Source organism: Saccharothrix longispora (assembly GCF_031455225.1).
GTDB lineage: Bacteria > Actinomycetota > Actinomycetes > Mycobacteriales > Pseudonocardiaceae > Actinosynnema > Actinosynnema longispora.
This window is the reverse complement of sequence record NZ_JAVDSG010000001.1, coordinates 7619276-7645362: the sequence shown is the minus strand read 5'-3', so window position 1 is coordinate 7645362 and position 26087 is coordinate 7619276. Positions and strand designations below refer to the sequence as shown.

Annotated in this window: 21 protein-coding genes and 1 other RNA gene; 8 read left to right on the top strand and 14 right to left on the bottom strand. The window is 74.7% G+C overall.

The window, feature by feature from the left end:
* Position 1: 1 nt before the first annotated feature.
* The 5 genes from J2S66_RS33440 to J2S66_RS33420 are packed head-to-tail and all read right to left on the bottom strand — an operon-like array spanning position 2 to position 6138.
* Positions 2–610, bottom strand: a complete 609-nt coding sequence (locus J2S66_RS33440) for a hypothetical protein (RefSeq protein ID WP_310312685.1) — start codon at positions 608–610, stop codon at positions 2–4.
* Positions 610–2523, bottom strand: coding sequence for a hypothetical protein (locus J2S66_RS33435; RefSeq protein WP_310312682.1), 1914 nt, complete (start codon positions 2521–2523; stop codon positions 610–612). Before J2S66_RS33435 ends, J2S66_RS33440 begins: the two co-directional genes overlap by 1 nt.
* Entirely contained in the window at positions 2520–5381 is a 2862-nt protein-coding gene (locus J2S66_RS33430) for an ATP-binding protein (protein ID WP_374726164.1), read from the bottom strand. The genes J2S66_RS33435 and J2S66_RS33430 overlap by 4 nt, the downstream gene beginning before the upstream one ends.
* On the bottom strand, positions 5362–5856 hold the full coding sequence (locus J2S66_RS33425) for a hypothetical protein (protein ID WP_310312680.1): 495 nt from the start codon (positions 5854–5856) through the stop codon (positions 5362–5364). The genes J2S66_RS33430 and J2S66_RS33425 overlap by 20 nt, the downstream gene beginning before the upstream one ends.
* A gap of 3 nt (positions 5857–5859) precedes the next feature.
* On the bottom strand, positions 5860–6138 hold the full coding sequence (locus tag J2S66_RS33420; protein ID WP_077008017.1) for a hypothetical protein: 279 nt from the start codon (positions 6136–6138) through the stop codon (positions 5860–5862).
* Between the two features lie 384 nt (positions 6139–6522).
* On the opposite strand from J2S66_RS33420, the gene J2S66_RS33415 reads away from it, so the two are divergent.
* Positions 6523–6966: a ParB family protein gene (locus J2S66_RS33415; RefSeq protein ID WP_310312677.1), complete on the top strand. Its 444-nt coding sequence runs from the start codon at positions 6523–6525 to the stop codon at positions 6964–6966.
* 262 nt (positions 6967–7228) lie between these two features.
* Here the strand turns inward: J2S66_RS33415 and J2S66_RS33410 are convergent, their stop codons facing one another.
* From J2S66_RS33410 to J2S66_RS33375, 8 genes are all read right to left on the bottom strand, one after another.
* Positions 7229–8857 (bottom strand): DUF6345 domain-containing protein, encoded by a 1629-nt coding sequence (locus tag J2S66_RS33410; RefSeq protein ID WP_310312674.1) that lies wholly within the window; start codon positions 8855–8857, stop codon positions 7229–7231.
* A 374-nt stretch (positions 8858–9231) separates the two neighbouring features.
* An RNA gene (gene rnpB / locus J2S66_RS33405) (RNase P RNA component class A) lies at positions 9232–9630 on the bottom strand.
* Positions 9631–9737: 107 nt separating this feature from the next.
* Positions 9738–10838 (bottom strand): bifunctional RNase H/acid phosphatase, encoded by a 1101-nt coding sequence (locus J2S66_RS33400; RefSeq protein WP_310312671.1) that lies wholly within the window; start codon positions 10836–10838, stop codon positions 9738–9740.
* Positions 10835–11572 (bottom strand): zinc ribbon domain-containing protein, encoded by a 738-nt coding sequence (locus J2S66_RS33395; RefSeq protein WP_310312669.1) that lies wholly within the window; start codon positions 11570–11572, stop codon positions 10835–10837. The genes J2S66_RS33400 and J2S66_RS33395 overlap by 4 nt, the downstream gene beginning before the upstream one ends.
* Positions 11569–12714 carry a Nif3-like dinuclear metal center hexameric protein gene (locus J2S66_RS33390; RefSeq protein WP_310312667.1) on the bottom strand — a complete coding sequence of 382 codons (1146 nt, stop codon included), beginning with the start codon at positions 12712–12714 and terminating at the stop codon, positions 11569–11571. Before J2S66_RS33390 ends, J2S66_RS33395 begins: the two co-directional genes overlap by 4 nt.
* Entirely contained in the window at positions 12711–13754 is a 1044-nt protein-coding gene (cobC, locus tag J2S66_RS33385) for an Rv2231c family histidinol phosphate aminotransferase CobC (protein ID WP_310312664.1), read from the bottom strand. The genes J2S66_RS33390 and cobC overlap by 4 nt, the downstream gene beginning before the upstream one ends.
* A gap of 10 nt (positions 13755–13764) precedes the next feature.
* On the bottom strand, positions 13765–14757 hold the full coding sequence (locus tag J2S66_RS33380; RefSeq protein ID WP_310312660.1) for a polyprenyl synthetase family protein: 993 nt from the start codon (positions 14755–14757) through the stop codon (positions 13765–13767).
* A 360-nt stretch (positions 14758–15117) separates the two neighbouring features.
* On the bottom strand, positions 15118–15591 hold the full coding sequence (locus tag J2S66_RS33375) for a hypothetical protein (protein ID WP_310312657.1): 474 nt from the start codon (positions 15589–15591) through the stop codon (positions 15118–15120).
* Positions 15592–15697: 106 nt separating this feature from the next.
* On the opposite strand from J2S66_RS33375, the gene J2S66_RS33370 reads away from it, so the two are divergent.
* From J2S66_RS33370 to J2S66_RS33355, 4 genes are read left to right on the top strand one after another with little or no spacing between them, the layout of a single operon-like run.
* On the top strand, positions 15698–16153 hold the full coding sequence (locus J2S66_RS33370; RefSeq protein WP_310315286.1) for a low molecular weight protein-tyrosine-phosphatase: 456 nt from the start codon (positions 15698–15700) through the stop codon (positions 16151–16153).
* Positions 16150–16980, top strand: a complete 831-nt coding sequence (locus J2S66_RS33365; protein ID WP_310312654.1) for a fructosamine kinase family protein — start codon at positions 16150–16152, stop codon at positions 16978–16980. The genes J2S66_RS33370 and J2S66_RS33365 overlap by 4 nt, the downstream gene beginning before the upstream one ends.
* A gap of 7 nt (positions 16981–16987) precedes the next feature.
* The gene (locus J2S66_RS33360; RefSeq protein ID WP_310312651.1) at positions 16988–17551 is read left to right on the top strand and encodes a DUF1349 domain-containing protein; all 564 of its coding nucleotides are present in this window, start codon (positions 16988–16990) and stop codon (positions 17549–17551) included.
* 16 nt (positions 17552–17567) lie between these two features.
* Entirely contained in the window at positions 17568–18395 is an 828-nt protein-coding gene (locus J2S66_RS33355) for an SURF1 family cytochrome oxidase biogenesis protein (protein WP_310312649.1), read from the top strand.
* Here the strand turns inward: J2S66_RS33355 and J2S66_RS33350 are convergent.
* Positions 18331–19305 carry a cobalamin biosynthesis protein gene (locus tag J2S66_RS33350; RefSeq protein ID WP_310312644.1) on the bottom strand — a complete coding sequence of 325 codons (975 nt, stop codon included), beginning with the start codon at positions 19303–19305 and terminating at the stop codon, positions 18331–18333. The two genes, J2S66_RS33355 and J2S66_RS33350, sit on opposite strands and share 65 nt — an antisense overlap.
* Positions 19306–19389: 84 nt before the next feature.
* Here J2S66_RS33350 and J2S66_RS33345 point away from each other — a divergent pair, with 84 nt between their 5' ends.
* The 3 genes from J2S66_RS33345 to J2S66_RS33335 are packed head-to-tail and all read left to right on the top strand — an operon-like array spanning position 19390 to position 26074.
* Positions 19390–20877 carry a DUF2397 domain-containing protein gene (locus J2S66_RS33345; RefSeq protein ID WP_310312641.1) on the top strand — a complete coding sequence of 496 codons (1488 nt, stop codon included), beginning with the start codon at positions 19390–19392 and terminating at the stop codon, positions 20875–20877.
* The gene (locus J2S66_RS33340; RefSeq protein ID WP_310312638.1) at positions 20877–22046 is read left to right on the top strand and encodes a TIGR02678 family protein; all 1170 of its coding nucleotides are present in this window, start codon (positions 20877–20879) and stop codon (positions 22044–22046) included. The genes J2S66_RS33345 and J2S66_RS33340 overlap by 1 nt, the downstream gene beginning before the upstream one ends.
* The gene (locus J2S66_RS33335; protein ID WP_310312635.1) at positions 22043–26074 is read left to right on the top strand and encodes a TIGR02680 family protein; all 4032 of its coding nucleotides are present in this window, start codon (positions 22043–22045) and stop codon (positions 26072–26074) included. Before J2S66_RS33340 ends, J2S66_RS33335 begins: the two co-directional genes overlap by 4 nt.
* Positions 26075–26087 lie beyond the last annotated feature (13 nt).

Sequence of the window (26087 nt, the reverse complement as noted above, 5' to 3'; positions counted from 1 at the left end):
GTCAGCCCACCTTCGTGTACTTCTGGACGCGCCAACCCTCGGGGAGCCTCGCCACCGTCACGACGAGCTTGCCGCTCTCCAGCTTCGCCTCGAACTCCGCCGAGTCGGGGAACGACTTCGCCGCCGTGACGGCCTGGTCGATCACCACCGGCACGTTCGCGGGCTCGACCGACTGGAGTCGGGGGAACAGCTCGTCCGCGGTGAACGCCTTGAGCCCGTCGAGCCACTGCTCCTTGGTGGTCTTGCCGGGCTGGTAGTCCGAGTAGGCGTCGATCCACCCGTCGGCGACGAGCCGCGCGTTCGGGTCGACCGGCACCGACGTGCCCGCCGGCGTGGGGCTGGGCGCCTTCGTCGGCAGCGGCGAGGTGGTCACCGTCGGCAGCACGCCGATCTGGTTGCCGCGGGACGTGGCGCCGGTCGCGGGCGTCGTCGTGCCGGCGGGGTTCGCGGTGGAGCGCGGCCCGAGCGCGTTGGGGATGACGAAGCCGACCACGACGACCAGCGCGAAGAACAGGATCAGCGCCGTGGCGAGGTGGCGGGGCGACCGCAGCGGCCACCCCCACAGGCGTCGGTAGACCGCGGTGCGCCCGCGGTTCGTCCTGATCGGCATCAGCTGTCCCTGACCTCAAGCCCGCGTGAGGGCCGGTAGATCACGTGGACCTGCCGTCCCGCCACGACCTCCGTCTCCGCCCGCCGCGGGCCGGGCACCACCGGGGTGTCCGCGACGCGGGAGAACCCGTTCGCCACCCGTGAGGGCACCAGCACCGCGTCGTCCACCCGGTCCCACCCGCGGTCCGCCACCGGCGGCGCGTCCACGACCCGCGACCGCCCGGACGGCAGCGCCGCGGAGTTGCCGTACCCGCCGGCCGGCAACGCCGGCGTCCCACCGCCACCGCCGCCGCCGACCCCGATGCCGACCTCGCCGACGCTGTTGCCGGCCCGGTCGAGCCGCTGCGAGGTGGCGACGACGGGGTTGGCCGCCTCCGGCCGCACCCGCCGCCGGTCGCGCTGCGGCACCTCGGGACCGTCCGGGTCCGTGTCGCGCACGGTGTCCCAGAACTCGTCCTGCGGCGTGGGGCCTTCCTTCTTCTTGCGCAGCCGGGACAGGACGCCGCCGCGCATCGGCAGCGCGTTGCCCGCCGTGCCGACGGACATCTCGACCATCTGCCACATGCGGCGCATCGGCTTGCCCACCATGAAGCAGACGAGCGTGAGCATCAGGCCCAGCAGCGTCCTGGTCAGCAGCGTCAGGCCGGTGGCGTTGAAGATCGCCTGGAGCAGCAGGGCGTGCGTCCCCGCCAGCACCGCCAGCACCAGCACGTTGAACACGGTCACGGCGGCGGCGCGGGCGACCTTGCGCAGCAGGTCGTGGTGGATCAGGGCGACCAGGCCGATGAGCGGCCCGGCGAGCGTGAGCACCCGCAGCAGCAGCTGCGCGAGCAGCACGGCGGCCTTGGCGAACAGCTGGAACAGCGAGAAGGCGACCGCTTGCAGCAGCGACAGGAACCCGGCGCCGGTGCGACCGCCGTCGTCACCGGTGAAGTAGCCCTGGGTGGGGCCGAGCTGGGTGTAGATGTTCTCGAACTCGGCCTTCTTGGCGTCCAGGGCGGTCTGGTCGCCGTCCTTGTGCTCGGCCAGCTCCTGCACCGTCCACGCCTGCGCGGCCAGCAGCTTCGGCCCGAACTCGGCGGCCTGCGGCGCCTCGGGCGCGCCGAACTCGCCGCGCAGCCACGACTGGTAGACCACCGAGTCGTGCAGGCGCGACGGCAGCACGTCGAGCGTGTCGGAACCCTCCTCGACGTCGATGAAGCCCGCCTGGATCTCGGACGTCTTGGTGACGAGGGTGTTGTCGAGCAGGTCGTAGAACTGGGGCAGCGCCAGCGTCGAGGTCGCCAGCCACATCGCGGCCAGCGCCCACATGCCGCGCTTGGAGATCGACGCGAGGTCGCCCTGCCAGATCTGCCGGAACATCAGCACCGCGAGGATCAGCGCGACCAGGCCGAACCAGCGCAGGTAGACGTTGTCGTAGACCTTCTGGACGCCGTCCCGCACCGCCTCGTCCAGCGGCTGGAGCAGGCCCTGGCCGACGACCGTGTAGTGCAGGGCGTTCGTGGCGCCGACGATGTTCTTGCCGACGTTGAACAGCTCGTTGCCCATCCAGGTGTCGAGCACCGGGGTGGCGTTCGGGATGGAGCACTTCTCCTGGTAGGTGTGCCACACCATGCCCGCGTACCCGTAGGTCAGGTACGGGGTGTCCGGCAGGCCGTTGCCGATGGGCGGGTCGATCGCGCCGACCATGCCCGAGCCGGGGCGTTCCGGGTTGGGCGCCTCGCCGCAGGGCGCGGCCTGCGCCGGCGTGGCCCCGATGACGACCTGGAGGGCGATGATGCCCACCACCACGCCGAGGGAGCGCCAGCGGTGCGGGCGACCGTGCGTGAGCGTGCCCTCGTCGCGGGCACGTCTGAACCGCCGCCGCGCGTAGAGCGCGACGGCGACCAGCGCCGCCAGCAGGAGGGTGCTCATGCGGCGCCCTCCCGCCCGTTGCGGCGGTTTCCTCCCTCACCGTGGGTCGACTCGACCAGTTCGTCGGCCAGGCCGACTTCCAGGTCGGCCGCCAGCTCGTCGTCGTAGTCGTCGGGGTGCTGCTCCGCGTGGGCGAACGGGTCCGGCGGCGGGGGCGAGACCTCGACCTCGGTGGACTCCGCGCCCTGGCGCAGGGCGTCCGGGGTGGTGTCGAGCGAGTTGCGCAGGTGCTCCAGGTGCGGTCCGGAGAAGTCGACCCGGATGCGCTCGACGCCGCCCGCTCCGTCGCCGAAGATGAACTGGCGGGGCGCGCGGTCGCGCTCGGTGCTGTTGCGGACACCGCCGGGGCGACGTCCGAGGGACGCCACGACCTGCTCGTAGCCCGCGCCCACCGGGACCTTCAGCAGCCGCAGCGCGTCGGCCTGCGCCTGGTCGTCGTCCAGCCGGCCCACGAACACCGAGTCGAGCAGGGCCACGAAGCCCTGGATGCGCAGGAAGTCCGCCGGGATCTGGGACGACAGCAGCACGCGGACGTTCCACTTGCGGGAGTCGCGGGCGAAGCGGTTCATCAGCACGCGGCCCGTGGGCACCTCGGACAGGAAGAACGCCTCGTCGATCCAGACGCCCTTGCGCAGGTCCTTCGGCCGCTCGTAGATCGAGCGCTGGGTGAGCCACGCGGCGAGGTTGAGCATCTCCACGCCGAGGGACTCCGCATCCGTCCAGTGCTCGCGGCCCGTGCCGTCCTTCGGCAGGTTCAGGCCCGCCATGGTGAGCACGGTGAGCCGGTCGTCGCGCGCCTCGTCGTAAGGGTCGAGGTCCTGCTCGGGGATGAGCAGCGACATGCGCTCCCGCATCTCGTCGAGGAAGTCGGCGACGACGACGGCGTGCTCGTGGTGCTCGGACGAGTCGCGGCGAAGCGCTTCGAACACCTGGCCGGGGTGCGCGTCGGGCCTGCCGCCGACGGTGCGGACCGCGCGCAGCAGCACGATCCGGGTCTGCGGCAGCCGCGCGACCTCGTAGGGCAGCAGGCCGGTGAGCACGTCGAGCACGAGGCGGCGGCGGGTGGCCGCGGCCAGCGCGCGCTCGCGCCGCCACGTCCGCTCCGGGTCCTCCTCGTCCATGAAGTGATCGAGCATGGGCTCGGCCACCACGCGGTACGGGTTGAGGATGCCCGCCTGGGCGTTGAGCAGGTTGATCGGCCGGGCGTACGGGCGCAGCTCGGGCAGCTCGCACAGCGCGGCCAGCGGGCCGGACGGGTCGAGCAGCGTCCAGTGGGCCCCGGCGCGCAGCGTCTTGTAGACGATGCCGCCGCCGAGGAACGACTTGCCGGCGCCGAGGCCCGCGACCATCGCGGTCAGGCCGGACGAGTCGCGCAACTCCTGCGCCATCCACGGGTCCCACGCCACCGGGCGGCGGGTCGCCGTGACCGTCTCGCCCAGCAGGATGCCGCGCCGGTCGCCCACCTCGGCCGTGGCCGTGGGCACCGCGCTGGCCGCCCACAGCACCGAGCCGCGGCGCAGGTACGCCGAGGACGACAGCGGCTCGCCGGGGATGAACTCGCGGGCGATGGCGTACTGCGCCTCGGGGTGCTCGACGGCGACCTTCGGCTTGTAGAGGTCGAGCAGCGCCTGGGCCAGCCGCAGCGCCTCGCGCTCCGTCGGACCGGACACCGCGAGCCGCCACCAGCTGCGCACCCGGGTGCCCAGGGCGGTGAAGCCCGACGTCATCTCGTCGTCGATCTCCAGCACCCGGGACGCCTGCCGGGCCAGCGACTGCGGCGGCTCCAGCTCGTGCTCGTCGGTGTAGTGCCGGACCTGCGAGCGCACCTTCGACATCTGCCGCTGGAGCTCGCCGGAGACCTCTTCGGGACGCCGCACGTAGATGCGCGCCGACCACTCGACGGCGGCGGGCAGGCGGTCGGACCGCTGCACCCACGGGTCGTCGACCTCGGGGATCTGGAGGCCGTGCATGAGACCCACGGTGAGCACGGCGACGTGCCGCTTGATGCCCGCGTTGGAGCCGGTGCGCCCGCGGACCGTGACGGTCGGCGCGTACGGCTCCTGGTGGAAGTCGGCGGCGTCGGTGAAGGAGGCCAGGTCCTCCGGCTCCCACGGCGCGCCGGGCACGGCGGGCAGGTTGCGCGGTGCGGGCAGGCCCAGCGAGCACGACCGGTGCATCAGCCAGGACATCTCCTCGGCCGTCGCCGGGCGGCCCTCCAGGCCCGCGGAGCCGATCACCTGGTCGAGGTGGTCGATCTCGGACTCGATGGCGACCAGCTCGGCGTCCACGGCGTCCGGGAAGACCTTGCGCAGCACGGGGGCGGCGCGTTCGACCGCGCGGTCCATCATGTTGCGGGTCTGCACCTGGACGCCCAGGTACACCTCTTTCTCCGCCATCGAGCGGCCCATCAGCTGCTGCTGCTCGCCGACCATGTAGTCGTCGAAGCTCAGCGTGCCGGGGGTGTCCGGGAGCCGGCGCACGGCGTTGTGCACGTGCGCCTCGGCCCACATCCGGATCGGGTACGGCCGGGTCGTCACCCGCAGGTGCATCCAACGGCCCTGGAGCTCGGCGTACTGGCCCGCGATGGCGGCGATCAGGTCCTGGCGCTGTGAGTCCGAGCGGAACGACCACCGCTGCGGCGCGAGCTTGTACCAGGCGTAGACCTCCTGGCCGGTGCGCAGCAGGTGGCCGTCGATGCTGCGCGCGGAGATCGACGGGGTGTAGCTGGGGACGGCCTGCTCGCCGGGCAGGCGACGGCCCCGCTTGCTGTAGACCTTGCGGTCGTCGCGCGCGGCGGCGGCGTGCTGGGCGACGTGCGCAGCGGAGCGTCGGTCACGGTCACGCCGGCGTCCGAACACCGCGCACCTCCTTCTTACGACGATCTGGCCCGGGCTGCTGGGTTCGTGGCTGCTGCTGGGATCGGGTGGCGTCGCTGGCGCGTTTCGCCCCCTTCTTCGACTTGACACGCCTGCGGGGGCGTTCCCGGTTGACCCGGATGCGGGCGGCGCTGGCGGCGCCGCCCCTGCCCGAGGTCGTCTCGCGCGGCGCGGTCAGCTCACGCACCCACATCGCCATCACCGACGAGAGCGGGCGTTCGTGGCTGATCCGCGTGCAGATGAACCTGGTCAGGGCGATCGTGATCACGAAGCCCCAGCCGGTGTTGATGAAGTCGAACCCGAAGCCGAGCTGTCGCTGGAGCGCCGTCACCAGGAGGAAGACCACGATCCCGACCCCCCACGCGACGTAGCGCGCCCGCCACGGGAAGGTCGCCTTGGGCGGGCCGAGCCAGACGGCGTCGACCCGGTAGACCTCGTCGTCAGTGCGTACCCGCAAGGGTCACCCGCCGGTGAACAGGCCCGCGATCCACGAGCCGATGTTCGCGCCCGCGTTCGTGGTCACGGCCAGTCCGATGATCGCCAGCGCGATGATCACGCCGCCGAGGCGGCGCATGACACCCGCGTTGTCGCCCTTGCCCCCGCCGAGCCACAGCAGCAGGAGCGCCACCGTCAGCAGGAGCAGGGGGACGAGGTTGTCGAGGATCCACTGGCGAACCCCGCCTGTGCCCAGGGCGGGCGGTTGCTGCTGGGCGAGTGTTACCAGGGTCATGGCGGTCATCTCGTACTCCTGAGTACGCAGGACGTCGCCGGGCGGGCCGAGGGGTGCCCGTCCGGTTCGTGCGCTATCGAGTAGAACACGTCTTCGTCACTAGGTGTATCGGTCGACTGGCTGTGGGTAGATCAATAAGCGTTCCCCTGTGAGTCGATTACGTCTAATCTGACCACAGACATGATGAGTCCGGGGAAGCCGGTGGAGAACCTGGGGCCCTTGATTCTCCCGATTGCTGAGACAGTTCACTCGACTGCGAACTTCCTGGTCACGCACCGTACGCAATACTGCGGGCCCCTCGTTCGCCGACCAACCCAGTGTGGCCCGTCCGGCCCAGTGAAAGGTCCGAACGGCTCGCACCCGACGGAGTGACGACGCCGAGGAGGCTCGCTCATGGCCCAGCCATCGGAAGCCGTGCCCGAACCAGCCGCCGGGGTGAACGAGATCACCGTGGCGGTGGTGGTTCCCGACGGTGATCAGGTTACCGGGACTGGGCGCCAAACCGGGCGGCGGGTGCAGCGGACGGTCAACTTCGACCGGGACGTGCTGGAGCGCGCCAGGGCCGCCGCGACCTACCTGGCGGCCTACGAGGGCACGGCCGGCGTGCGCAGCCTGGCCGACATCGTGAACCCCGCCGTCGCGGCGTACGTGGCGGCGCTGGAGCGCCGCTACAACGACGGCGAGGCGTTCCGCCCGGTGATCCGCATGCCGGCCGGCCGACCCGCCCGGCGGGCGCCGGCCGAGCCCCCCGCCGGGGCACCGCTGCCCGGCGACGCCGACGCCCCGGTCGACCGGGGCGCGCCGGTGGCCGCACCGCCGGACGACCTGATCCCCTGACCCGCCGCTCGGGCGCCGCGGCCCACCGGCGGACAGCCGGAAGGGCCCCTTCCCACCCCCAGGTGCGGAAGGGACCCCTCACCGCCGCCCCCTCGGACGGGACGCGCGTCGTCCGCGTTCCGTCCGGGAAGACCCGCGACCGGCGCCCCTGATACGGCGGACCACCCGAACGGCGTCGACCCGCCACGCGCGGCCCCCTCCCGCACCCCGGTGGAGGCGCGGGAGGGAGCCTTCGGGCAGGGCGGTCCGACGGGCGGGTCGATCAGCTGGAACCGGAGATCTTCCAGAAACCCACGGTCGGCAGGGTGTCCGGCCCGACCGACCCCCTGCCCCAGAAGTAGTCGTCGAAGTTCGCGATCCACGAGTTCCCGATCGGCCCCATGGTCGCCCACCGCACCCACGACGGCTGGGTGTCGATCGCCGCCTGAGCCCACGCCACGCGCACCTTCATCGGCCGCAGGAAGTTCAGGAACGGCCTGCGCAGCAGGTAGTTGCCGTACCGCGAGCCGAACGAGCTGTTCTGCACCACGCCCGTCTCGAAGCTGTTGATCTGGTGCAGCCCGCGGAACGACGGGCCCCACCGCTGCCACCACGCCTGGCCGCTCGCCGTGCTCTGGAGCAGGCTCGGGGTGTAGAGGCTCATCCACTCGGCGTCCCGGTTGCCCCAGCGCGCCTCGGTGTTGCGCAGCGTGCTGTCGGTGACGGCGCTGCACCCGGCGAACGACAGGCCGAACGCGCCGCCCCGCCCGTGGTAGTAGGTCATGTCGACGTCGTCGGCGTACACGTGGTCCTGGCCGCCCGCGAACGCCGGGTCCTTGAAGTCCTGCTCCCACGCGTTCGCCCCGGTCCAGCTGAACTGCACCGGGACGCCCGCGTTGGTGAAGCGGGTGTTGAAGCCGGTGATGTCCGCCGGGATGCCGGACAGGGACTGGCAGGTGCCGGTGCCGGAGCTGCCGACGTCGACCCGGGTGGTCCACTGCGCGCCCACGTCGCCCGCGACGCCCGCGTCACCGGCGGCGCGCTGGCGGGGCGGCACGGTCGGGTCCGGAGCCGGGTCGGGGCTGCCCACCACGGCCGGCAGGTAGAGCACCGGCGCGGACTCGCCGGAGTCGGCGCCCTGGCAGCGGAAGAACGGCTCCAGGCGCGTGGTGCCCGCGCCGAGCGGGCCGGACGGGTAGGCGTAGCCGACCGAGCCGAGCGGGGTGCCGGCCAGGGCGTCGGCGCACTTCTTGCGGCCGTCGTCGAGGGGCAGCACGGGCTTGACGCCGTCGGCGGCGACGGTGCGGGCGGCGTAGGTGAGCTGCGTGACGGCGCCCGTGCCGTCGAGGGAGACGCGGACCTTCGAGCCGGGGCCCTCCAGCGGCACGCCGCCGAGCGTGAAGGCGTAGGCCACGGTGGTGTCGAGCGGGGCGCTGACCACCGGGTTGCCGTTGGTGTCGGTGATGTCGAGGGTCGTGTGCGACGCGCTCGCCACGGCCTCGGCGGGCAGCAGCCCGATCCCCCGCAGGGTCTCGCCGACGCGCTTGGCGGCGTCGGCGAGCGGGACGGCCCTGAGCCCGCGGATGCCCGTGAGGTCGAGCTGGGTCTGGTTCGTCGCCTGGCCGCTCTCGTCGGGCTGGCCCGCGCCGCGGTCGATGCCGGGGACGCGCAGGTGGCGGTCCTCGTCGGTGAAGGTGACGACACCCTCGGGTGTGCGCTCGACGGTCTTGAGGCCGAACGCCCGCTGCAACGCCGCCGCCTGCTCCTGGTTCAGCCCTTCGGAGCGGACGGCGTACACGGGCAGTTCGTCGGCGGCGGACGCGGTGCCTGCCGTGGCACCGGTCAGCGCCGTCGCCCCCAGCAACCCGGACAGGGCGAGCACCGTTGCTCCCCGTCGTCTGGTGGTGGACATGCGTTTCCTCCTTCTGCGCCGACGGGGCAGGGCCCGCGGCACGTGAGGAGGACTGCCCCGGTCGGGGGTTGATACCGGACGACCCCGACGTCCACTCGAACGGAGCCACTCCTGTAACGCCGTCGGCGCACAGGTGACAGGTAGGCGGACGAGTGCGCCCGCGGGCCGCCCCGACCAGGGTCGCTCCACAGTGGACCGGTCGGTGCCCCGGCCGGTGCCCGCACATCGGCGGTCGACCCGGTTCGGTGGTCCGCAGCGGTCGGGGTCGTCGGCGATCCGCCGGTGGGGTCGACGGCGGGGAACCCCCGGGCGGGGACGTCCGCGACGCGACCGCCCTGCCGGGGACGCCCGACCGGGCAGTGCCCGGTCGGGCGCGGATGAGTCGGCATGTAAGCCGGATTCTGTTCCCGGGCGCCTCGCGGCGGTCCCGTTCGGCGGCCATCCATCTCGGCCTGCCGTCGCCGACAGGCTCGTGCGGCCTACCCGCAGGCATCGGGCGGGCAGCCCTCGAACGCCTGCGCAGGTGCCCTGGGGCACCCTCTTGGCCTTGCTCCGGGTGGGGTTTACCTAGCCGCCCCCGTCACCGGGGGCGCTGGTGGTCTCTTACACCACCGTTTCACCCTTACCCCGGCTCGCGCCGGGGCGGTCTGTTCTCTGTGGCACTGTCCCGAGGGTCGCCCCTGGTTGCCGTTGACAACCACCCTGCCCTGTGGAGTCCGGACTTTCCTCGGCGACAGACGTTCGTCTGTCGACGCGACCGCCCTGCCGACTCATCCGCGCGCCCAGGATAACCGACCGGTCCCGGGCCGTGGACCCAGGCCGTCGCGCCGTCGAGGAGGCCCGGCGCCGGCGTGGGCGCGCCCGACCGGCCGGCGCGCGGCTACCCCAGGTGCGAGGTGTCGTTGACGAGCCGCACGGACGCGTTGCCGTCCGGGTAGAACTCGACGACCGACAGCGACGCGAGGTCCAGGTGCAGCCGGAACAGCAGGGACGGCCCTGCGTCGAGCCCCATCCGCAGCAGCGACTTGATGGGGGTGACGTGGCTGACCAGCACGACGTTCGCGCCGCCGTGCGCGGCGATCACGTCGGTCAGCGCGCGCCGCACCCGCCGGTGCACCTGGTCGAAGCTCTCGCCGCCGGGGGCGGGCACGGACGGGTCGGCCAGCCACCGCCGGTGCAGGCCGGGGTCGCGCTCGGCGGCCTCGGTGAACGTCAGGCCCTCCCACGCGCCGAAGTCGGTCTCGATCAGGCCGTCGTGGGTGGTCGGCTCGACGCCGGTCCCGGACGCCACGGCGCGCGCGGTCTCCGCGGCGCGCCCCAGCGGCGAGGACACGACGACGTCGACGCCCCCGACCTTCGCCAACCGCCGGGCCGCCGCCTCCGCCTGCCCGCGGCCGACCTCGGTCAGCGGCGGGTTGCCGCGCCCGGAGTAGCGGCGGTCCACCGACAGCGCGGTCTGCCCGTGCCGCAGCAGGTACAGGCGGGTGGGTTCGCCGACCGCGCCGGTCCACGACGACGGCGGGGCCTGCTCGGTGACCGGGTCCTCGACGGGAGCCGGGGCGGCGTCCGGTCGGCGCACGCCCGCCTGCTCGTCCATGGCCTCGTTGGCGAGCCGGTCGGCGTGCTTGTTGCGCTCGCGCGGTATCCAGGTGTACGTCACCCGGTCGAACACCCGCACCACCTCGCGCGCCTCCGCGACGAGCGGCTGCATGGACGGGTGCTTGACCTTCCAGCGGCCGGACATCTGCTCGACCACGAGCTTCGAGTCCATCCGCACGTCGACCTCGGCCGCGCCCACCTCGGCCGCCGCGCGCAGGCCCGCGAGCAGGCCCCGGTACTCGGCGACGTTGTTGGTGGCCACGCCGATCCCGGCGGACCGCTCCGCCAGGACCTCGCCGGACGCGGAGCGCACGACGGCCCCGTACCCGGCGGGCCCCGGGTTGCCCCGCGACCCGCCGTCGGCTTCGACGACGACCTTCACAGACCGGATTCCCCGGTGCGGACCATGATCGCGTCGCACTCCTCGCACTGCACGACCTCGTCGGTCGCGGCCTCCTTGACGCGGGACATCGCGCTGCGGTCCAGCTCGATGCGGCACGCGCCGCAGCGGCGGGACTGGAGCAGCGCGGCGCCGATGCCCTTGTGGGCGCGCACGCGGTCGTAGAGGGCGAGCAGCGGTTCCGGGAACCCGGCGGTGACCTTGGTGCGCTCGGCGGTGCGCTTGGCCTCGGTGGACTCCAGGTCGGCGAGTGCGCTGTCCCGGCGGCGGGCCGCGTCGGACAGCGCCTCCTGCGCCTTGTCCAGCTCCACCTGGGCGTGCCGGCTGTCCGCCTCGACGGCCTCGCGGCGCTCCATCAGCTCCAGCAGGTCGTCCTCCAGCGCGCCGCGGCGGCGGTTGAGGGTCGCCAGCTCGTGCTCCAGGTCGGTGAGCTGCTTGGCGCCGACCGAGCCGCCGGCGAGGAGCTTGCGGTCGCGCTCCTCGCGGGCGCGGACCTGGTCGATCTCGGTCTCCTGGCGCTTGACCTCGCGGTTCAGGTCGCCGAGCCTCGTCCCGATCGTGGTCACCGCGTCCTGCTTGGCGCGGAACTGCTTCTCCGCTTCGGCGATCTCGGCGATCTCGGGCAGCGTGCGGCGGCGGTGGGTGACGCGCGCCAGTTCCGCGTCGACCTGCGCCAGGTCGAGCAGCCTGCGCTGCACGGCGGGATCGGCTTTCACAGAGATCCTCCTGTTCGGCTCGTCGCACCGACGGTCCACGGATCGGTCCGGCGGGTGGAGACGAGGACTTCGACCGTACCGCCGAGGGCGGTGCGCACCACGTCGGCCGCCTGCCCGCACCACGGCCACTCGCCGGCCCAGTGCGCGACGTCGACGAGCGCGGGACCGCCGGCGGCGAGGTGCTCGCCGGCGGGGTGGTGGCGCAGGTCGGACGTGACGTAGGCGTCGACGCCCGCCCGGGCGGCGGCGGACAGGTAGCTGTCGCCCGAGCCGCCGCACACCGCGACGCGCCTGATCGGCCGGTCCGGGTCGCCCGCGGCGCGGACGCCCCAGGCGGTGGCGGGCAGGGCGTCGGCGACGCGCCGCGCGAACGCGCCCAGCGGTTCGGCGGCGGGCAGTTCGCCGATGCGGCCGATGCCGGTGTCGGAGGGCAGCTCGGCGACCTCGGTGAGGGTGAAGGCGACTTCCTCGTACGGGTGGGCGGCGCGCAGGGCGCGCACGACGTCGGCCCGGCGGCGGCGGTCGAGGACCACGTCCAGGCGCGTCTCGGGCAGCCGTTCGAGCCGGCCGACGGCGCCGACCGCGGGGTCCGCGCCGGTCACCGGCCGGAACCGGCCGGTGCCCTCGACGGTCCACGCGGCGTCGCGGTAGTCGCCCACGGCGCCCGCGCCGGCGGCGTGCAGGGCGTCGAGCACCTGCTCCGCGCGGTCGACCGGCACGTAGGTGGTGAGCGCGTCCAGGGGCCGCGCGGGCGCGGCGGTCAACGGCCCGGTCACGGTGAGGCCCAGGGCGTGGGCGAGCGCGTCGGACACGCCGGGGTTGGCCGCGTCGGCGTTGGTGTGCGCGGTGTAGAGGGCGACGCCGGCGCGGATGAGCCGGTGCACGAGCGCGCCCTTGGGGTCGTCGGCCGGGACGCCGGTCACGCCGCGCAGCATCAGTGGGTGGTGCGCCACCAGCAGCTGCGCGCCCACCTCCAGCGCCTCGTCCACAGTGGACTCGACGGGGTCGACGCAGAACAGCGCCCTGGTCACGGGTTCGGCGCGGTCGCCGCAGACGAGGCCCACCGCGTCCCACGACTCGGCGGTCGCGGGCGGGTAGGCCGCCTCCAGCGCGCCCAGCACGTCCCCCAGCGTGGTCGTCACACGTCCCCCAGCACCACTCGCAGGGCGTCCACCAGCAGCGCGAACTCCTCGGGCGAGCGCACCGCGACCCGCACGTGGTCGGGCGTCAGGCCCGGGAACGTGTCGCCGCGCCGCACCGCGATCCCCTTGTCCCGCAACGCCTGCCGCACCCGCGGCCCGTCGGGGACGCGCAGCAGCACGAACGGCGCGGACGGCGGCACGACCACCAGGTCGCCCAGCCGCGCCACGGCCAGCGACGTGTGCTCGCGAGCCTCCCAGGCCAGCGCGTCGGCCTCGGCCACCGCCTCGGGCGAGCAGCACGCCGCGACGGCCTCCAGCACCAGGCTGCCCACCGGCCACGGCGGGCGCGTCGCCGCGAGCCACTTGAGCAGCTCCGGCGCGCCCAGGAAGTAGCCCGCGCGCAGCCCCGCGAGGCCCCACGTCTTGGTCAGGCTGCGCAGCACCAGCAGCCCGCCGAGGTCGGCGCGACCGGACAGCGTCTCCGGCTCGCCGGGGATCGCGTCGGCGAACGCCTCGTCCACCACCAGCACCCGGCCCGGCCGGGCCAGCGCCGCGACCACCTCCGCCGGGTGCAGCACGGACGTCGGGTTCGTCGGGTTTCCCAGCACCACCAGGTCGGCCTCGTCGGGCACCAGCTCCGGCCGCAACCGGTAGCCGTCCCCGGGCGACAGCCCGACCCGCCGCACGGGCACGCCCGCGTCCCGCAGCACCACCTCGGGCTCGGTGAACGACGGGTGCACCACCGCCGCCAGGGCGGGGCGCAGGTTCGGCAGCAGCGCGAAGCCCTCGGCGGCGCCGTTGAGCACCAGCACCTCGTCCGGCGAGCGGCCGTGCCGGGCGGCGACGGCCTCGCGGGCCCGCAGGTCGGCGTCGGCGCCCGGGTAGGAGCCCAGGTCGTCGAGGGCGGCGACCAGCCGGTCGCGCAGCCACTCCGGGGGGCGGGGCACGCGCACGTTGACCGCGAAGTCCGCGAGCCCGGGCGCGGCGTCGACGTCCCCGTGGTGGCGCAGCAGCGCCCGGCCGGAATCCTGGCTGGTCATCGCCGCGAGTCTAGGCGATCTGCGAGGCCGCCCAGTCGAGGTAGGCCCCCGGCAGCTCGCGCAGGATGTCCAGCGCCTCGGACCCCGGCGAACCGGGCAGCTCGCGCACGGCGCGGGCGGCCAGCGACGTGCAGTGCGCCAGGGTGTCCGCGACCATGCTGGTGCGCCGCAGGTCGGCCAGCAGGGCGGCGATCTCGGCGTCGGACAGCTCGCGCCCGCGGCGGCGCAGCAGGTCGCGCCGGTCGTCGTCGAGGGCGCGCAGGAGCGGGAACGTGTAGACGCCCTGGCGCAGGTCGTTGCCGACCGGCTTGCCCAGGCGCTGCGACGTCGACGCCAGGTCGAGCAGGTCGTCGAGGATCTGGAACAGCAGGCCGAACAGCGCGCCGTAGCGCCCGAGCGCGGCGGTGGTGGCCTCGTCGGCGTCGGCGCAGTGCGCGGCCAGCACGCCCGCCACCTCGAACAGGGCCCCGGTCTTCAGCGCGATCGAGCGCAGCGCGGCGTCCGGGTCGCGGTCGGGGTCGTGCTGGTCCAGGACCTCCAGGACCTGGCCCTCCACCAGGTCCGCCACCGCCTGCGCGAGCCTGCCCGCCGCGAACGGCGAGATCCGCTCCAGCGCGGCCTGGCTCGCGCGGGCCAGCAGGAAGTCGCCGACCAGCACCGCCGGGCCGGTGCCCCAGTCGGCGTTGACCGTGCGCACGCCGCGCCGCTCCGACGCGCCGTCCATCAGGTCGTCGTGCACCAGGGACCCGGCGTGCAGCAGCTCGACGCACGCGGCGGCCGTGACGGCCTTGTCCGGGACGGCGCCCGACACGGCCAGCGACCCCGCCAGCACCAGCACGGAGCGCAGCCGCTTGCCGCCCGCGGCGGTGATCCGGCCGGTGAAGGTGTTCACGACGGGCAGCGACGACGACGTCGCCAGCGTCCTGATCTCGTCCTCGACCCTGGGCAGCGCCGCGGCCAGCGCCGGCATGGTCGGCGTGGGCGGCGGTTTCACGGTGGACACGGGGCGATCGTCGCGCGGAGCGGCTGAGAGGCCGCTGAGACCGGGACGCTGAGACCGGGACGCCGGGACCGACGCGGTCGGCGGCCTACACGAAGGAGGCGGCCACGGCGACGAACACGACGACGATGCTGAGGAGCAGGTGCCCGAGCGAGGGCGCCTCGCAGGCGGACAGCCGGCACAGCGACGGCTCGTTCACCGGTCCCCGGCCTTCCCCGGTCGCCCGGACGCGCCGTCGCGCCTCGGCGCCGACCGCTGGGAATAGGCCTGCCGCACCGGGCGCACGACACATGTGCGAGTCATTCACGCTCCTTCCCCCGAAGATTCCCTACGGGATTGGCGTCGGAATTCCCCGCCCGTTCGTTACCCGTTGTCACGCTTTCGCAGGCTCTCCTCGGCGGCGGACAGCAACCGGGCCCGCTCCTGCCTCGCCCGCTGCCGCCGATCCCGCTCGCGCACCCACGCCACCACGTCGTCCGCGCCCAGGCCGGCCGCCTCGCGGTAGAACTCGCCGGCGAACCACCACCACACCCGAATGCCCTGACGGGCAATGCGCACGGGCTGTTCCCGCTGCGACACGTCGAGTGACGGGAAATCGACCACCAGGGTCGGCGGGCACCCCGTTCCCACGAAGAAATGCCTTTTCCGGAACAGGAAACCGCGGTCGGTGAAGAATCCCGCGTTGGGGTCTGCGGTCAGCCCGCCGGGCGAGTGGGCCGGCCGGGGGCGGGCGAACGCGGGCGTCTCGGGCCACGACCGCCGCCGGAGCACGACGACGACCCCGGTCGCCACCGCGGCGGCGAGCAGCACGACGACACCGACCACGACCCCTGACATCGGACCCCCAACGAGAGCCGGTCACGTTCGATGGTCGTGCGTGCCGGGCACCGCGTCCAGCGCCCTCACCCGGAGCGCCCAACTGGCAGACTGACCTGCCGTGCCCTTGACGATCGCCTTCATCTGCACCGGCAACATCTGCCGCTCCCCCGTGGCCGCGATCATATTCCGCGAGCACCTGCGCCGGGCCGGCCTGGGTGACCTCGTGGAGGTGACCAGCGCGGGCACCGGCGGCTGGCACGTGGGCGACCCGGCCGACCCGCGCGCGGCCAGGTCGCTGACCGACAACGGCTATCCCGCGGAGCACAGCGCCGACCAGGTCGACGAGGACCACCTGGGTGCCGACCTGCTGGTCGCCCTGGACTCCGGGCACGCCCGCGCGCTGCGCCGCCTGGTGGACGACCCGGACCGGGTGCGCCTGCTGCGCTCGTTCGACCCGGACGCCGACGGCGTGGACGTGCCCGATCCGTACTACGGGGACGAGGAGGGCTTCGACCTGGTGATCCGGATGGTGGAGGCCGCCGTGCCCGGCCTGCTGGCCTGGACCCGCGAGCACCTGTGACCCCCGCCGACGCCGCCACCCGGCTCACCGGCACGCCCGTCGCCGGGTCGCGCCCGCTCTCGGGCGCGGTGTGGCAGGCGGACCTCGCCGACGGCGGCCGGGTGGTCGTCAAGCGTTACGACGACCCGGCCGCGGTGATCGCCGAGGCCGCCTCGCTGGAGTGGCTCGCCGAACCCGGCGGGCCGCCCGTGCCGCGGGTGCGCGGCCACGACGGCCACTGGCTGTGCGTGGACCACGTCGAACCCGGCCGGCCGTCACCGGGGGCGGCCGAGGAGTTCGGGCGGGCGCTGGCCCGGCTGCACGCCACCGGCGCGCCCGCGTTCGGCGCTCCACCGCCCGGCGGACCGGCCGACGCCTCGATCGGCCTCGCCCCGATGCGCAACACCCCGTCGCCGACCTGGCCCGACTGGTTCCACGAGCACCGCGTCATCCGCTACGCCCGCCTCGCCGCGGACGCGGGCGCGCTGACCGCCGACGAGGCGGCGGTGTTCGACCGGGTGCGGGTCGAGGCGCCAGGGGAACCGCCGGCCCGGCTGCACGGCGACCTGTGGAGCGGCAACGTGCACTGGGCGGCCGACGGGCGGGCGTGGCTGATCGACCCGGCCGCGCACGGCGGCCACCGGGAGACCGACCTCGCGATGCTCGACCTGTTCGGCTGCCCGCACCTCGACCGGGTGCTCGCCGCCTACCACGAGGTGAGCCCGCCGGCCCCCGGTCGGCGCGAGCGCGTGCCGCTGCACCAGCTGTTCCCGCTGCTCGTCCACGCCGTCCTGTTCGGCCGCGGTTACGCCCTGCGGGCCTTGGCCTCGGCCCGTGCGCTGACATGATGCCGAGATGGGGATCACACTCTTCGACCGCGACGACTGGCGGTGGCTCAACGAGCCCCGCGCGTGGACCGACCGGGACGGCCTGACCATCACCGCCGACCCCGGCACGGACCTGTGGCGCACCACCCACTACGGGTACGACCGGGACTCGGCGCACGTCCTCGGCGTGCCGGTGACCGGCGACCTCACCCTCACCGCGTCCTTCACCGGCGAGTACGCCGCCCAGTACGACCAGGCGGGCATCGCCCTGCACGCCGACGACCGGAACTGGATCAAGGCGGGCGTGGAGCTGGTCGACGGCGAGTTCCAGATCAGCACCGTCGTGACCAGGGACTTCTCCGACTGGTCGGTGGTCGGCGTCGGCCGGGTCGAGCGGGTCGTGATCAGCGCCGTCCGCGAGGGCGACGCGGTGACCCTCCGCTACGGCGTGGGCGACGGGGAACCGACCTCGCTGCTGCGCCTCGCGTACTTCCCGTCCGGCGTGGAAGCCCTGGCGGGCGTGATGGCGGCGGCGCCGGACGGGCCCGGGTTCACCGCCCGCTTCGACCGGGTGCGGGTCACACCGGCGTAGGGATTACCGTGGTGACGTGCGGTTCAGCTTCTTGTTGCGGCCCGGCTGGCTGGCGTTGACGCTGGCCGTCTGGGTGTTCGCGGGCGCGTGCTTCACGCTGCTCGCCCCCTGGCAGTTCAGCCGCGACGACGAGCGCCAGGCGCAGAACGACGCGGTCACGTCCTCCGTGCGCACGGACCCGGTGCCGCTCGCGGGCCTGCTCGACAGGTCCAACGCCGAACTGGAGTGGCGGCGCGTCACGCTCACCGGCCGCTACCTGCCCGAGGGGCAGGCGGTGGCGCGGCTGCGGACCGTGCAGGGCGAGGCGGCGTTCGAGGTGCTGACGCCGTTCGAGCTGGACGACGGCGTGGTCGTGCTGGTGGACCGCGGGTACGTGCGGCCGGTGAGCGGCGTCCGGGTGCCCGACCTGAAGCCCGTGCCCGACGGCGTGGTGACGGTGACCGCGTGGACCCGGGTGGGCGAGTCGGACGACCGCGACGCGTTCGACCAGGACGGCCACCGGCAGGTGTACGCGATCAACCCGGACGTGGTGGGCCGCGCGGCGGGCCTGACCATCCGGCCCGGCTACTTCCAGCTCACCGAGGGCCAGCCGGGCGTGGAGGAGGCGCTGCCGCTGCCCAAGCTCGACGCCGGGCCGTACTTCTCCTACGCGCTCCAGTGGATCGCGTTCGGCGTGATGGCCCTCGGCGGCTGGCTGTACTTCACCGTCCGCGAGGTCCGCCCCGGCGGCGCGCTCGCCACCGGGGGCGGTGGCGCCGGCTCCGCGGACCGACCGCGCGCTAGGCGGAAGTCCGTCGCCGAGATGCTCGCCGAGGACGAGGACGAGGCCGCACCAGCGCGATGACCGCGGTCAGCCCGGCCGCCGCCGCGCCGACCACCCGCGACAGCTCCACCGCCCGCGTCACGTGACCCGCGTCCGGGCTGCGGCCGTGCCCCAGCACCGGGCGGTCCTCCGCGCCGTGCGCGTACACCGTGCGACCGCCGAGCCGGATCTCCAGGGCGCCCGCGAACGCCGCCTCCACCTGGCCCGCGTTGGGACTGGGGTGCGCCGAGGCGTCCCGCCGCCACGTCCGCCACGCCTCGCCCGCCGAACCGCCGACGACCGGCGCGCCCGCCGCCGTGAGCAGCGCCGCCAGCCGCGACGGCAGCAGGTTCGCCACGTCGTCCAGCCGGGCCGCGGCCCAGCCGAACCGGCGGTAGCGCTCGTTGCGGTGGCCCACCATCGCGTCGAGGGTGTTCACCGCCCGGTAGCCGATCAGACCGGGCACGCCCGCGACCGCGCCCCAGAACAGGGGCGCCACGACCGCGTCCGACGTGTTCTCCGCCACGGACTCCACGGTCGCCTTGGCCAGGCCGAACGTGTCGAGCCGGTGCGGTTCGCGCCCGCACAGGTTGGGCAGCCGGCGGCGGGCCGCCTCCAGGTCGCCGCCGTCCAGCTCGCGGCCCATCGCGGTGCCCTCGTCGGCCAGCGACGACCCGCCCAGCACCGCCCACGTGGCGACGGCCGTGGTCAGCGCCCGCACGACCTCGTTGCGCCCGGCGAGCCGCTCGACCGCGACCCCGGCGAGGACCGTGCCGCCGACCAGCGCGGCGGTGTGCGCGACGCCCGCCGCCCGGGCGTCCCGGTACAGCGTCCGCTCCAGCGCCTTCGCCGCCCGCCCGAACCCCGCCACCGGGTGGTACCCCTCGGGATCGCCGAGGACCGCGTCAGCGGCCACACCCAGCAACAACCCCACCGCGCGCCCCAGACTCACAGGGGGCACGGTAGCCCGCGCGCGTCCGCGCCGAGCCGCCAGGTGCCGACTCGCCGTCGGACCCCCGCATTAGGGTGGCGCACCGTGGAAGCAGCCCGCCTGAAGCTCTACGCGTACCTGGACGCGCGCGAACACCAGCGCACGTACCTGGCCATCATGCGGCTGTTCGCGTCCACGCTGCTCGCCGACCTGTCCGCGGGCGAGGTCGCCGGGGCGCTGGCCGGCGCGGAGCGGGAGGGCCGGGTCGAGCCGGGCGAGTCGCGCATCGAGAACGTCATCAGCCGCCTCAAGCAACTCGTCGAGTGGGGCAACCTGGTGCAGGGCCGCCGCGAGGTGGTGGCCACCAGCATCGCCGAGTTCCAGCACGGCAGCGTCCGCTACCAGGTGGGCAAGCTCGCCGTGCGCGTGCAGCGCGACGCCGACGAGCTGCTGCGCGTGCCGGAGGGCGCCCGCGAGGTGTCGCGGGAGTTGCTGCCCGCCGTCGAGCGCGGCCTCCGGCAGCTCGGGCAGACCCTGGCGGAGGCGTTGGCGAGCGAGGGCCGCCGGCCGCGCGAGGTGCTCGCCGAGCAGGTGACCACGCTGTTCCTCCAGCACGCCGAGCTGGCCGCCACCGTGCGCGACTTCTACGCCTACCTGGGGCAGGTCGTGACCCGGCACCACCTCGCGCCCGAGGAGATCTCCGGGTTCCGCAACCTGCTCGTCGAGTACATCCAGATGGTCGTGGAGGACGTGCTGCGGCACACCCCCGCCATCGCCGACGCCCTGCACCGCCTCGGCGCCGCGCGGGACGACCTGCTGGGCCTGCTGGGCCTGCTGGGCCGCGCCGACCTGGGCGAACGCGTCGAACGGGCGCGCGGCCGGTCCGCCGAGGACTGGCAGGAGCTGACCGACTGGTTCGTCGACCGGCCCGGCCGTCCGAGCCAGGTGACGGCGCTGCGCGAGGCCACCGCGCGGGCGATCGGGTCGCTGCTGGCGAGCGTGAAGCGCGCCACGTCGGGCGGCGGGCTGCTGCCGGGCAGGCGGGCCGAGCTGCTGAAGCTCGCCCTGTGGTTCGACACGGGCTCGCGGTCGCGCGGCCACGAGCTGTACGCGGCGGCGTTCGGGCTGCACTCTGCCCGGCACGTGTCGCCCGCGCCCGAGCACGACCGGGACGACGAGCGGACGCCGTGGCGCGACGGCCCCGTGGTGGACGTGCCGGTGAGCGTGCGCAGCCGCGGCGACCGGGCCGCGCGCGGGCGGGCGTCGAAGATCCTGGACGACCCGATGACCGAGCAGTCGCTGCTGGCCGAGGCGCGCGAGGCCGACGAGCGGCGCGCCGCGTCCGTGGCCGAGCTGTCCGCCGCCGCGCCCCGCCTCGCGACGACCACGCTGTCCGGTGAGGCGCTGGGCGTGCTGTGCGAACTGCTCACCCTGGCCATGGCGCAGCGCGACGGCGCCGACGGCCCCGGGTCGGCGACCGATCCCGTGCGCGGCCTGACGGTCACCGTCGCGCCCGCCGAGGGGCGCACGACGCGGATCAGGTCCACCGCGGGGACCCTGACCCTGCACGACTCCACGCTGGTGCTCGACTGATGTTCGACGACCTCTCCGAGATCGACGCGGCCGCCGTCGTGCGCTGCGCCCGCACCCTGCTGCGCCGGCCGCTGCTGCGCGCCGACGGGCCCGACGGCGAGCTGCTGACCCTCGTCTACCGGCACCGCGCCCCGTTGCAGGACCTGTTCGCCCGCGTCCTGGGCTACCGGCTCGTCGTCGAACGGCGGTTCGCCCGGCTCCACAAGACCGGTCCCGGCCCCGACGACTCGCGCGGCGTGCCCGGCATGTCCCCGCGCGGCTACGCCTACGTGGCGCTGACGCTCGCGGTGCTCACCGGCATCGGGCGGCAGGTGCTGCTGTCGCGGCTGGTGTCCGACGTCCGCGCCGCCGCCGTCGAGGCCGGCGTGGAGGTCGTCGACGACGTCGTGGACCGGCGCGCGCTGACGGCGGCGCTGCGCCACCTCGTGTCCCTCGGCGTGCTGCACGAGACCGAGGGCACCGTCGACGTGCAGGCCGAGGCGCTGATCACCGTGGACACCGACCTGCTCGGCCGGCTGCTGACCGGACCGGTGGCCGAGGCGACGTCGCCCGAGCAGCTGGTGGCGCTCGCCGCCCGGCCCGGACCGCGCGGCGTCGAGCACGCCGTGCGGCGCAGGCTCGTGGAGGACCCCGTCGTGCTGTACGCCGACCTGCCGTCCGAGCAGGCCGACTGGCTGCGCCGCAACCAGCGCAAGGAGAGCGCGCTGCTGGAGGCGTCGTTCGGCCTGCTCACCGAGTGCCGCGCGGAGGGCGTGCTGGTCGCCGACCCCGAGGACTACCTGACCGACCTGTACTTCCCCGGCACCTCGACCGCGGCGCGCATCGCGCTGCTCGCGCTGCCGGAGCTGCTGGAGTCCGAGCCGCGCCCCGACGGGCGGCACGCCGTGGACGTGCGGGTGCTGCGCGAGGTGTGCGGGCGGCTCGTGGAGGACTACCCGGCGGCGTGGTCCAAGCAGTTCACCGACGACCTCGACCGGCTCGTCGAGGAGGTGCTGGAACTGCTGCGCCGCATGGGGTTGGCCGTGCTGTCCGACGACGGGTGGCTCGTCAACGCCGCCGCGCACCGGTGGGTCCCGGTGCCCGACGGCGACCCGGAACGTGACCGTGAGACCGAGCGACCGGCGCCCGTCGTGGAGAGCTGGTCGCTGTTCGACGAGGAGAGCGCGTGACTAGGTGGCGGCTGCACAGGGGCGGCATCGTCAACATCTGGCAGTACACCCGGCAGGTGTTCGACTTCTCCGGGGGTCGCGCGATCTTCCAGGGCACCAACGGGTCCGGCAAGTCGCGCACGCTGGAGCTGCTGCTGCCGCTGTGCCTGGACGGCGACCTGCGGCAGATCGGCTCCAAGGGCTTCGACACCGTGTCGCTGCGCCGGCTCATGCTCGACGACCACCCCGGCGGGCCGCACCGCATCGGCTACGCGTGGGTCGAGCTGGAACGCGGCGGCGAGTACCTGACGTGCGGCGTCGGCGTGAAGGCGTCCAAGACGTCGCAGGCCATCACCGACTCGTGGCGCTTCATCACGCCCGCCCGCGTCGGCCACGACCTGGCGCTCGCCGGACCCGACGACGTCCCGCTGGGACCGGCGCAGCTGCGCGACGCGATCGGCGCGGACTGCGTGCTGGAGGAGGCGGCGTTCCGGGCGAAGGTCGCCGAGACCGTGTACGGCGTGCCCGCCCCCCGCTACGGCGACCTGCTGCACCTCCAGCGGACGCTGCGCAACCCCGACGTGGGCCTGAAGGTCCTGGAGGGGCAGCTTGAGCAGATCCTGTCCGACGCCCTGCCGCCGCTCGACCAGGCGATGGTCGAGCAGCTGGCCACGTCGTTCGACGACCTGGAGTCGATCCGGTCCAACATCACCCGCCTGACCTCGGCCGACGCCGCGCTGGGCACGTTCCTCAGGACGTACTCGGACTACGCGCTGGGCGGCGTGCGCGCGGCGGCCGACAAGCTCGGCGCGGCCGAGGAGGGCGTGCGCAAGCTGGAGCGCTCGTCGGCGAAGCTGTCGGCGGCGCTGGAGTCGACCCTCGCCGAACGGGCCGCCGCCGAGCACTCCCTGACCTCGCTGGAGGCCGGCGAGCAGCGGGCCGAGGAAACCATCGGCGCGCTGAAGGAGCTGCCCGCGTTCCGCGACCTCCAGGACCTGCGGACGCGCGAGACGCTCGTGGCGGAGAAGCGCTCGTCGGCGGTGACCGCGCTGGACGTGGCGGGCAAGCAGCGCGCCCAGGAGGACGGCGCGGTCGACGGCGTGCTGCGCCTGCTGCGCCGCCTCGCCGAGGACCTCGGCACGGCGGAGGACCTGGTGGAACCCCTGCGCCGGCACCTCCGCGCGGCCGGCCTGGAGGGCACGCCGGTGCCCGACGTGCCGCGGCTGCCCTCGGTGGACGCCACCGTGCGGACGGAGTCCGTGCGGGCCAAGCCGGACCCCGAAGCCGACCCGCTCCCCGTGGACCGCCGCGTGCCGCCGCCGACGACCGACCTCGCCCTGGACCCGGTGGTCGCGAGCGCGGCGGAGATCGCCTCCGAGGCGCGCCGCCACGGCGCCCTGGCCCTCGCGCTGGCGACCCGGGCGGCGGAGCTGGACGCGGCGCGGCGCGACCTGGACGCCCTGGCGCAGGCCGAGCGCGACGCCCACCGCGCCGCGGCCGACGCCGCCGCCCGACGCGACCAGGAGGCCGCTGAGCTGGACGGGGTGGCGCGGAGCTGGCTGTCCGAGGTGGCCGCCTGGTGCGCCGCCGGTCCACTGGCGACCCACGCGCCCGACAGCCCCCTCGCCCTGCCGACGACGGTCGACCCGGCCGGCGCCCGTACCCTCGCCACCGACGTCCGCGCCGGGGTGACCCCCCTGGTGACCGAGGCCAGGACCGCGGCCCACGGCGCGGCGGACCGCAGGGCGCGGATCACCGCCGCCATCGACGAGCGGGACGCCGAGCTGGCGGCGCTGCGCGCGGGCACCACCTACCGGCCCGCCCCCGGCCGCCACTCCGCCGCCGACCGCGACCCGGCCGCGGGCGCGCCGTTCCACCGCCTGGTCGACTTCGCCGAGGGCCTCGACGCCGCGGACCGGGCGGGCCTGGAAGCGGCCCTGGAGGCCTCCGGGCTCCTGGACGCCTGGGTCACCCCGGCGTCCCGCGCGCTGCCGGACGCGAGTGCGCTGCCGGACACGCACGCGGTGCCCGGCGACCCGGCCGCCGAACCGACCCTGGCCACCGTCCTGGCGCCCGCCGTCGAACCCGGCTCGCCCGTCCCCGCCGGCGTGGTCGCGGACCTGCTGGCGTCCGTGTCGCTGACCTCCGGCCCGTTCGCGGTCGGCGTCGACGGCCGCTGGCAGGCGGGCGTCCTGCACGGCGGGTGGCGCAAGGACGCTGCCGAGTTCATCGGCGCCGGCGCCCGCGAGGCCGCCCGCCGCAGGCGCGTCGTCGAGCTGGAGGACGAGCTGGGCGACCTGCGCGCCGACCTCGGGACCGCCGAGACCGGACTGGCCGCCGCGCACGACCTGGTGGGCAGGTGGGAGCAGCACCTCGGCGCGTTCCCGACCGACCGCGAGCTCGTCGCCCGCCACGGCAGGCTCCAGGCCGCCCAGGAGTCGGCCGACCGCGCCGCCCGCCGGGCCGGGGAGCTGCGCGAGGAGCTGGCGGCCACCCGCGCCCGCACCGAGGCCGCGCACGCTGCGGTCGTCCGCCAGGCGGGCGACGCCGGCCTCCCCGCGACCACCGACGGCCTGCGCGACGCCCAGCACGCCGCCGCCGAGGCGCAGCGCACGGCCGACCGCCTGGGCGACGTGCTGCGCCGCCAGTGCGCGGGCACGGTGGCCGACCTGACCGACGCGAACCACCGCTACCGCGCCGCCGTGGACGACCGGGTCGCCGCCGAGACCGACGCCGAGGCCCGGTGCCTCGACTACGCGACGCAGGCGTCGGCGCTGGCCGAGCTGACCGAGGCGATCGGCGGCGAGGCCCGCGAGGTCGCCGGGCAGCTGGCGCGGCTGGAGCGCTCGCGGCGCGACGTGCGCGACGAGCTCAAGCGCGTCCGCGAGGACGTCGCGTCCGCCCGCGAGCGGGCCGCGACGCTCACCGCCCGGCTCGACACCGCCGCCGAGCAGCTCGCCGCCGCCCGGGACGCGCGGGTCGACGCCGCCGAGCGGCTCACGTCGGTCGTCCACGCCCCCGGTGTGCTGGCCGCCGCGCTGCCCGACGTGCCCGCCGACGTCACGTCCGTCCGCGCCGCCCTGGCCACGACCGACCGGCGCGCCGCGAGCGAGACCACCGTGATCACCAGGCTCCAGGCGTTGCAGACGGCCCTCGCGGGCAGCCACGACATCACCGCCGACCAGCACGCGGGCCTGCTCACCGTCATGGTCTCCGGCGAGGACGGCGCACGCCCGGTCGCCACCGCCGCCCGCCGGGTCACCGCCAAGCTCGGCGAGCAGCGCGGCTACCTGGACGGCCAGTACCAGCGGATCTTCGCCGACTACCTGATCCGCGACCTCGCCGAGTGGCTGCGCGGCCAGATCGCCGTCGCCGAGGACCTGTGCAAGCGCATGAACGCCGTCCTCGACCGCGCCCGCTCCAGCCAGGGCGTGCACGTCAAGCTCGCCTGGAAGCACTCGGCGGCGCTCGACGAGCCGACCCGCGACGCCCTCGCCCTGGTCCGCCTCCCCTACGCCGAGCGCGACCCCGAGCAGGACGCCACCCTGCGCCGCGTGTTCACCGAGCGCATCGAGGCCGAGCGCGACAGCCACACCGGCGGCTACGCCGAGGTCCTGTCCCGCGCCCTCGACTACCGGACGTGGCACCAGTTCACGGTGACCGTCGCCGACACCGCCCCCGACGGCGGCCCGCGCGAGCGCAGGCTCAAGCAGCTGTCGTCCGGCGAGACCCGCCTGATCTCCTACGTGACCCTGTTCGCCGCGGCGGCCTCGTTCTACGACGCGGTGAGCGGCGACTTCTCCCCGCTGAGGCTGGTGCTGCTGGACGAGGCGTTCGAACGGCTCGACGACCCCACCATCGCCCGCATGCTCGGGCTCCTCGTCGACCTCGACATGGACTGGGTCATCACCTGGCCCAGCGGGTGGGGCGTGTCCGACAGGATTCCCCGCATGCACATCTACGACGTGCTGCGCCCGAAGAACGGCCGCGGCGTCGCGTGCACCCGGACCACCTGGGACGGCGCCGCCCTGGACCGCATCGACCCCTGACCGCACCGACCCC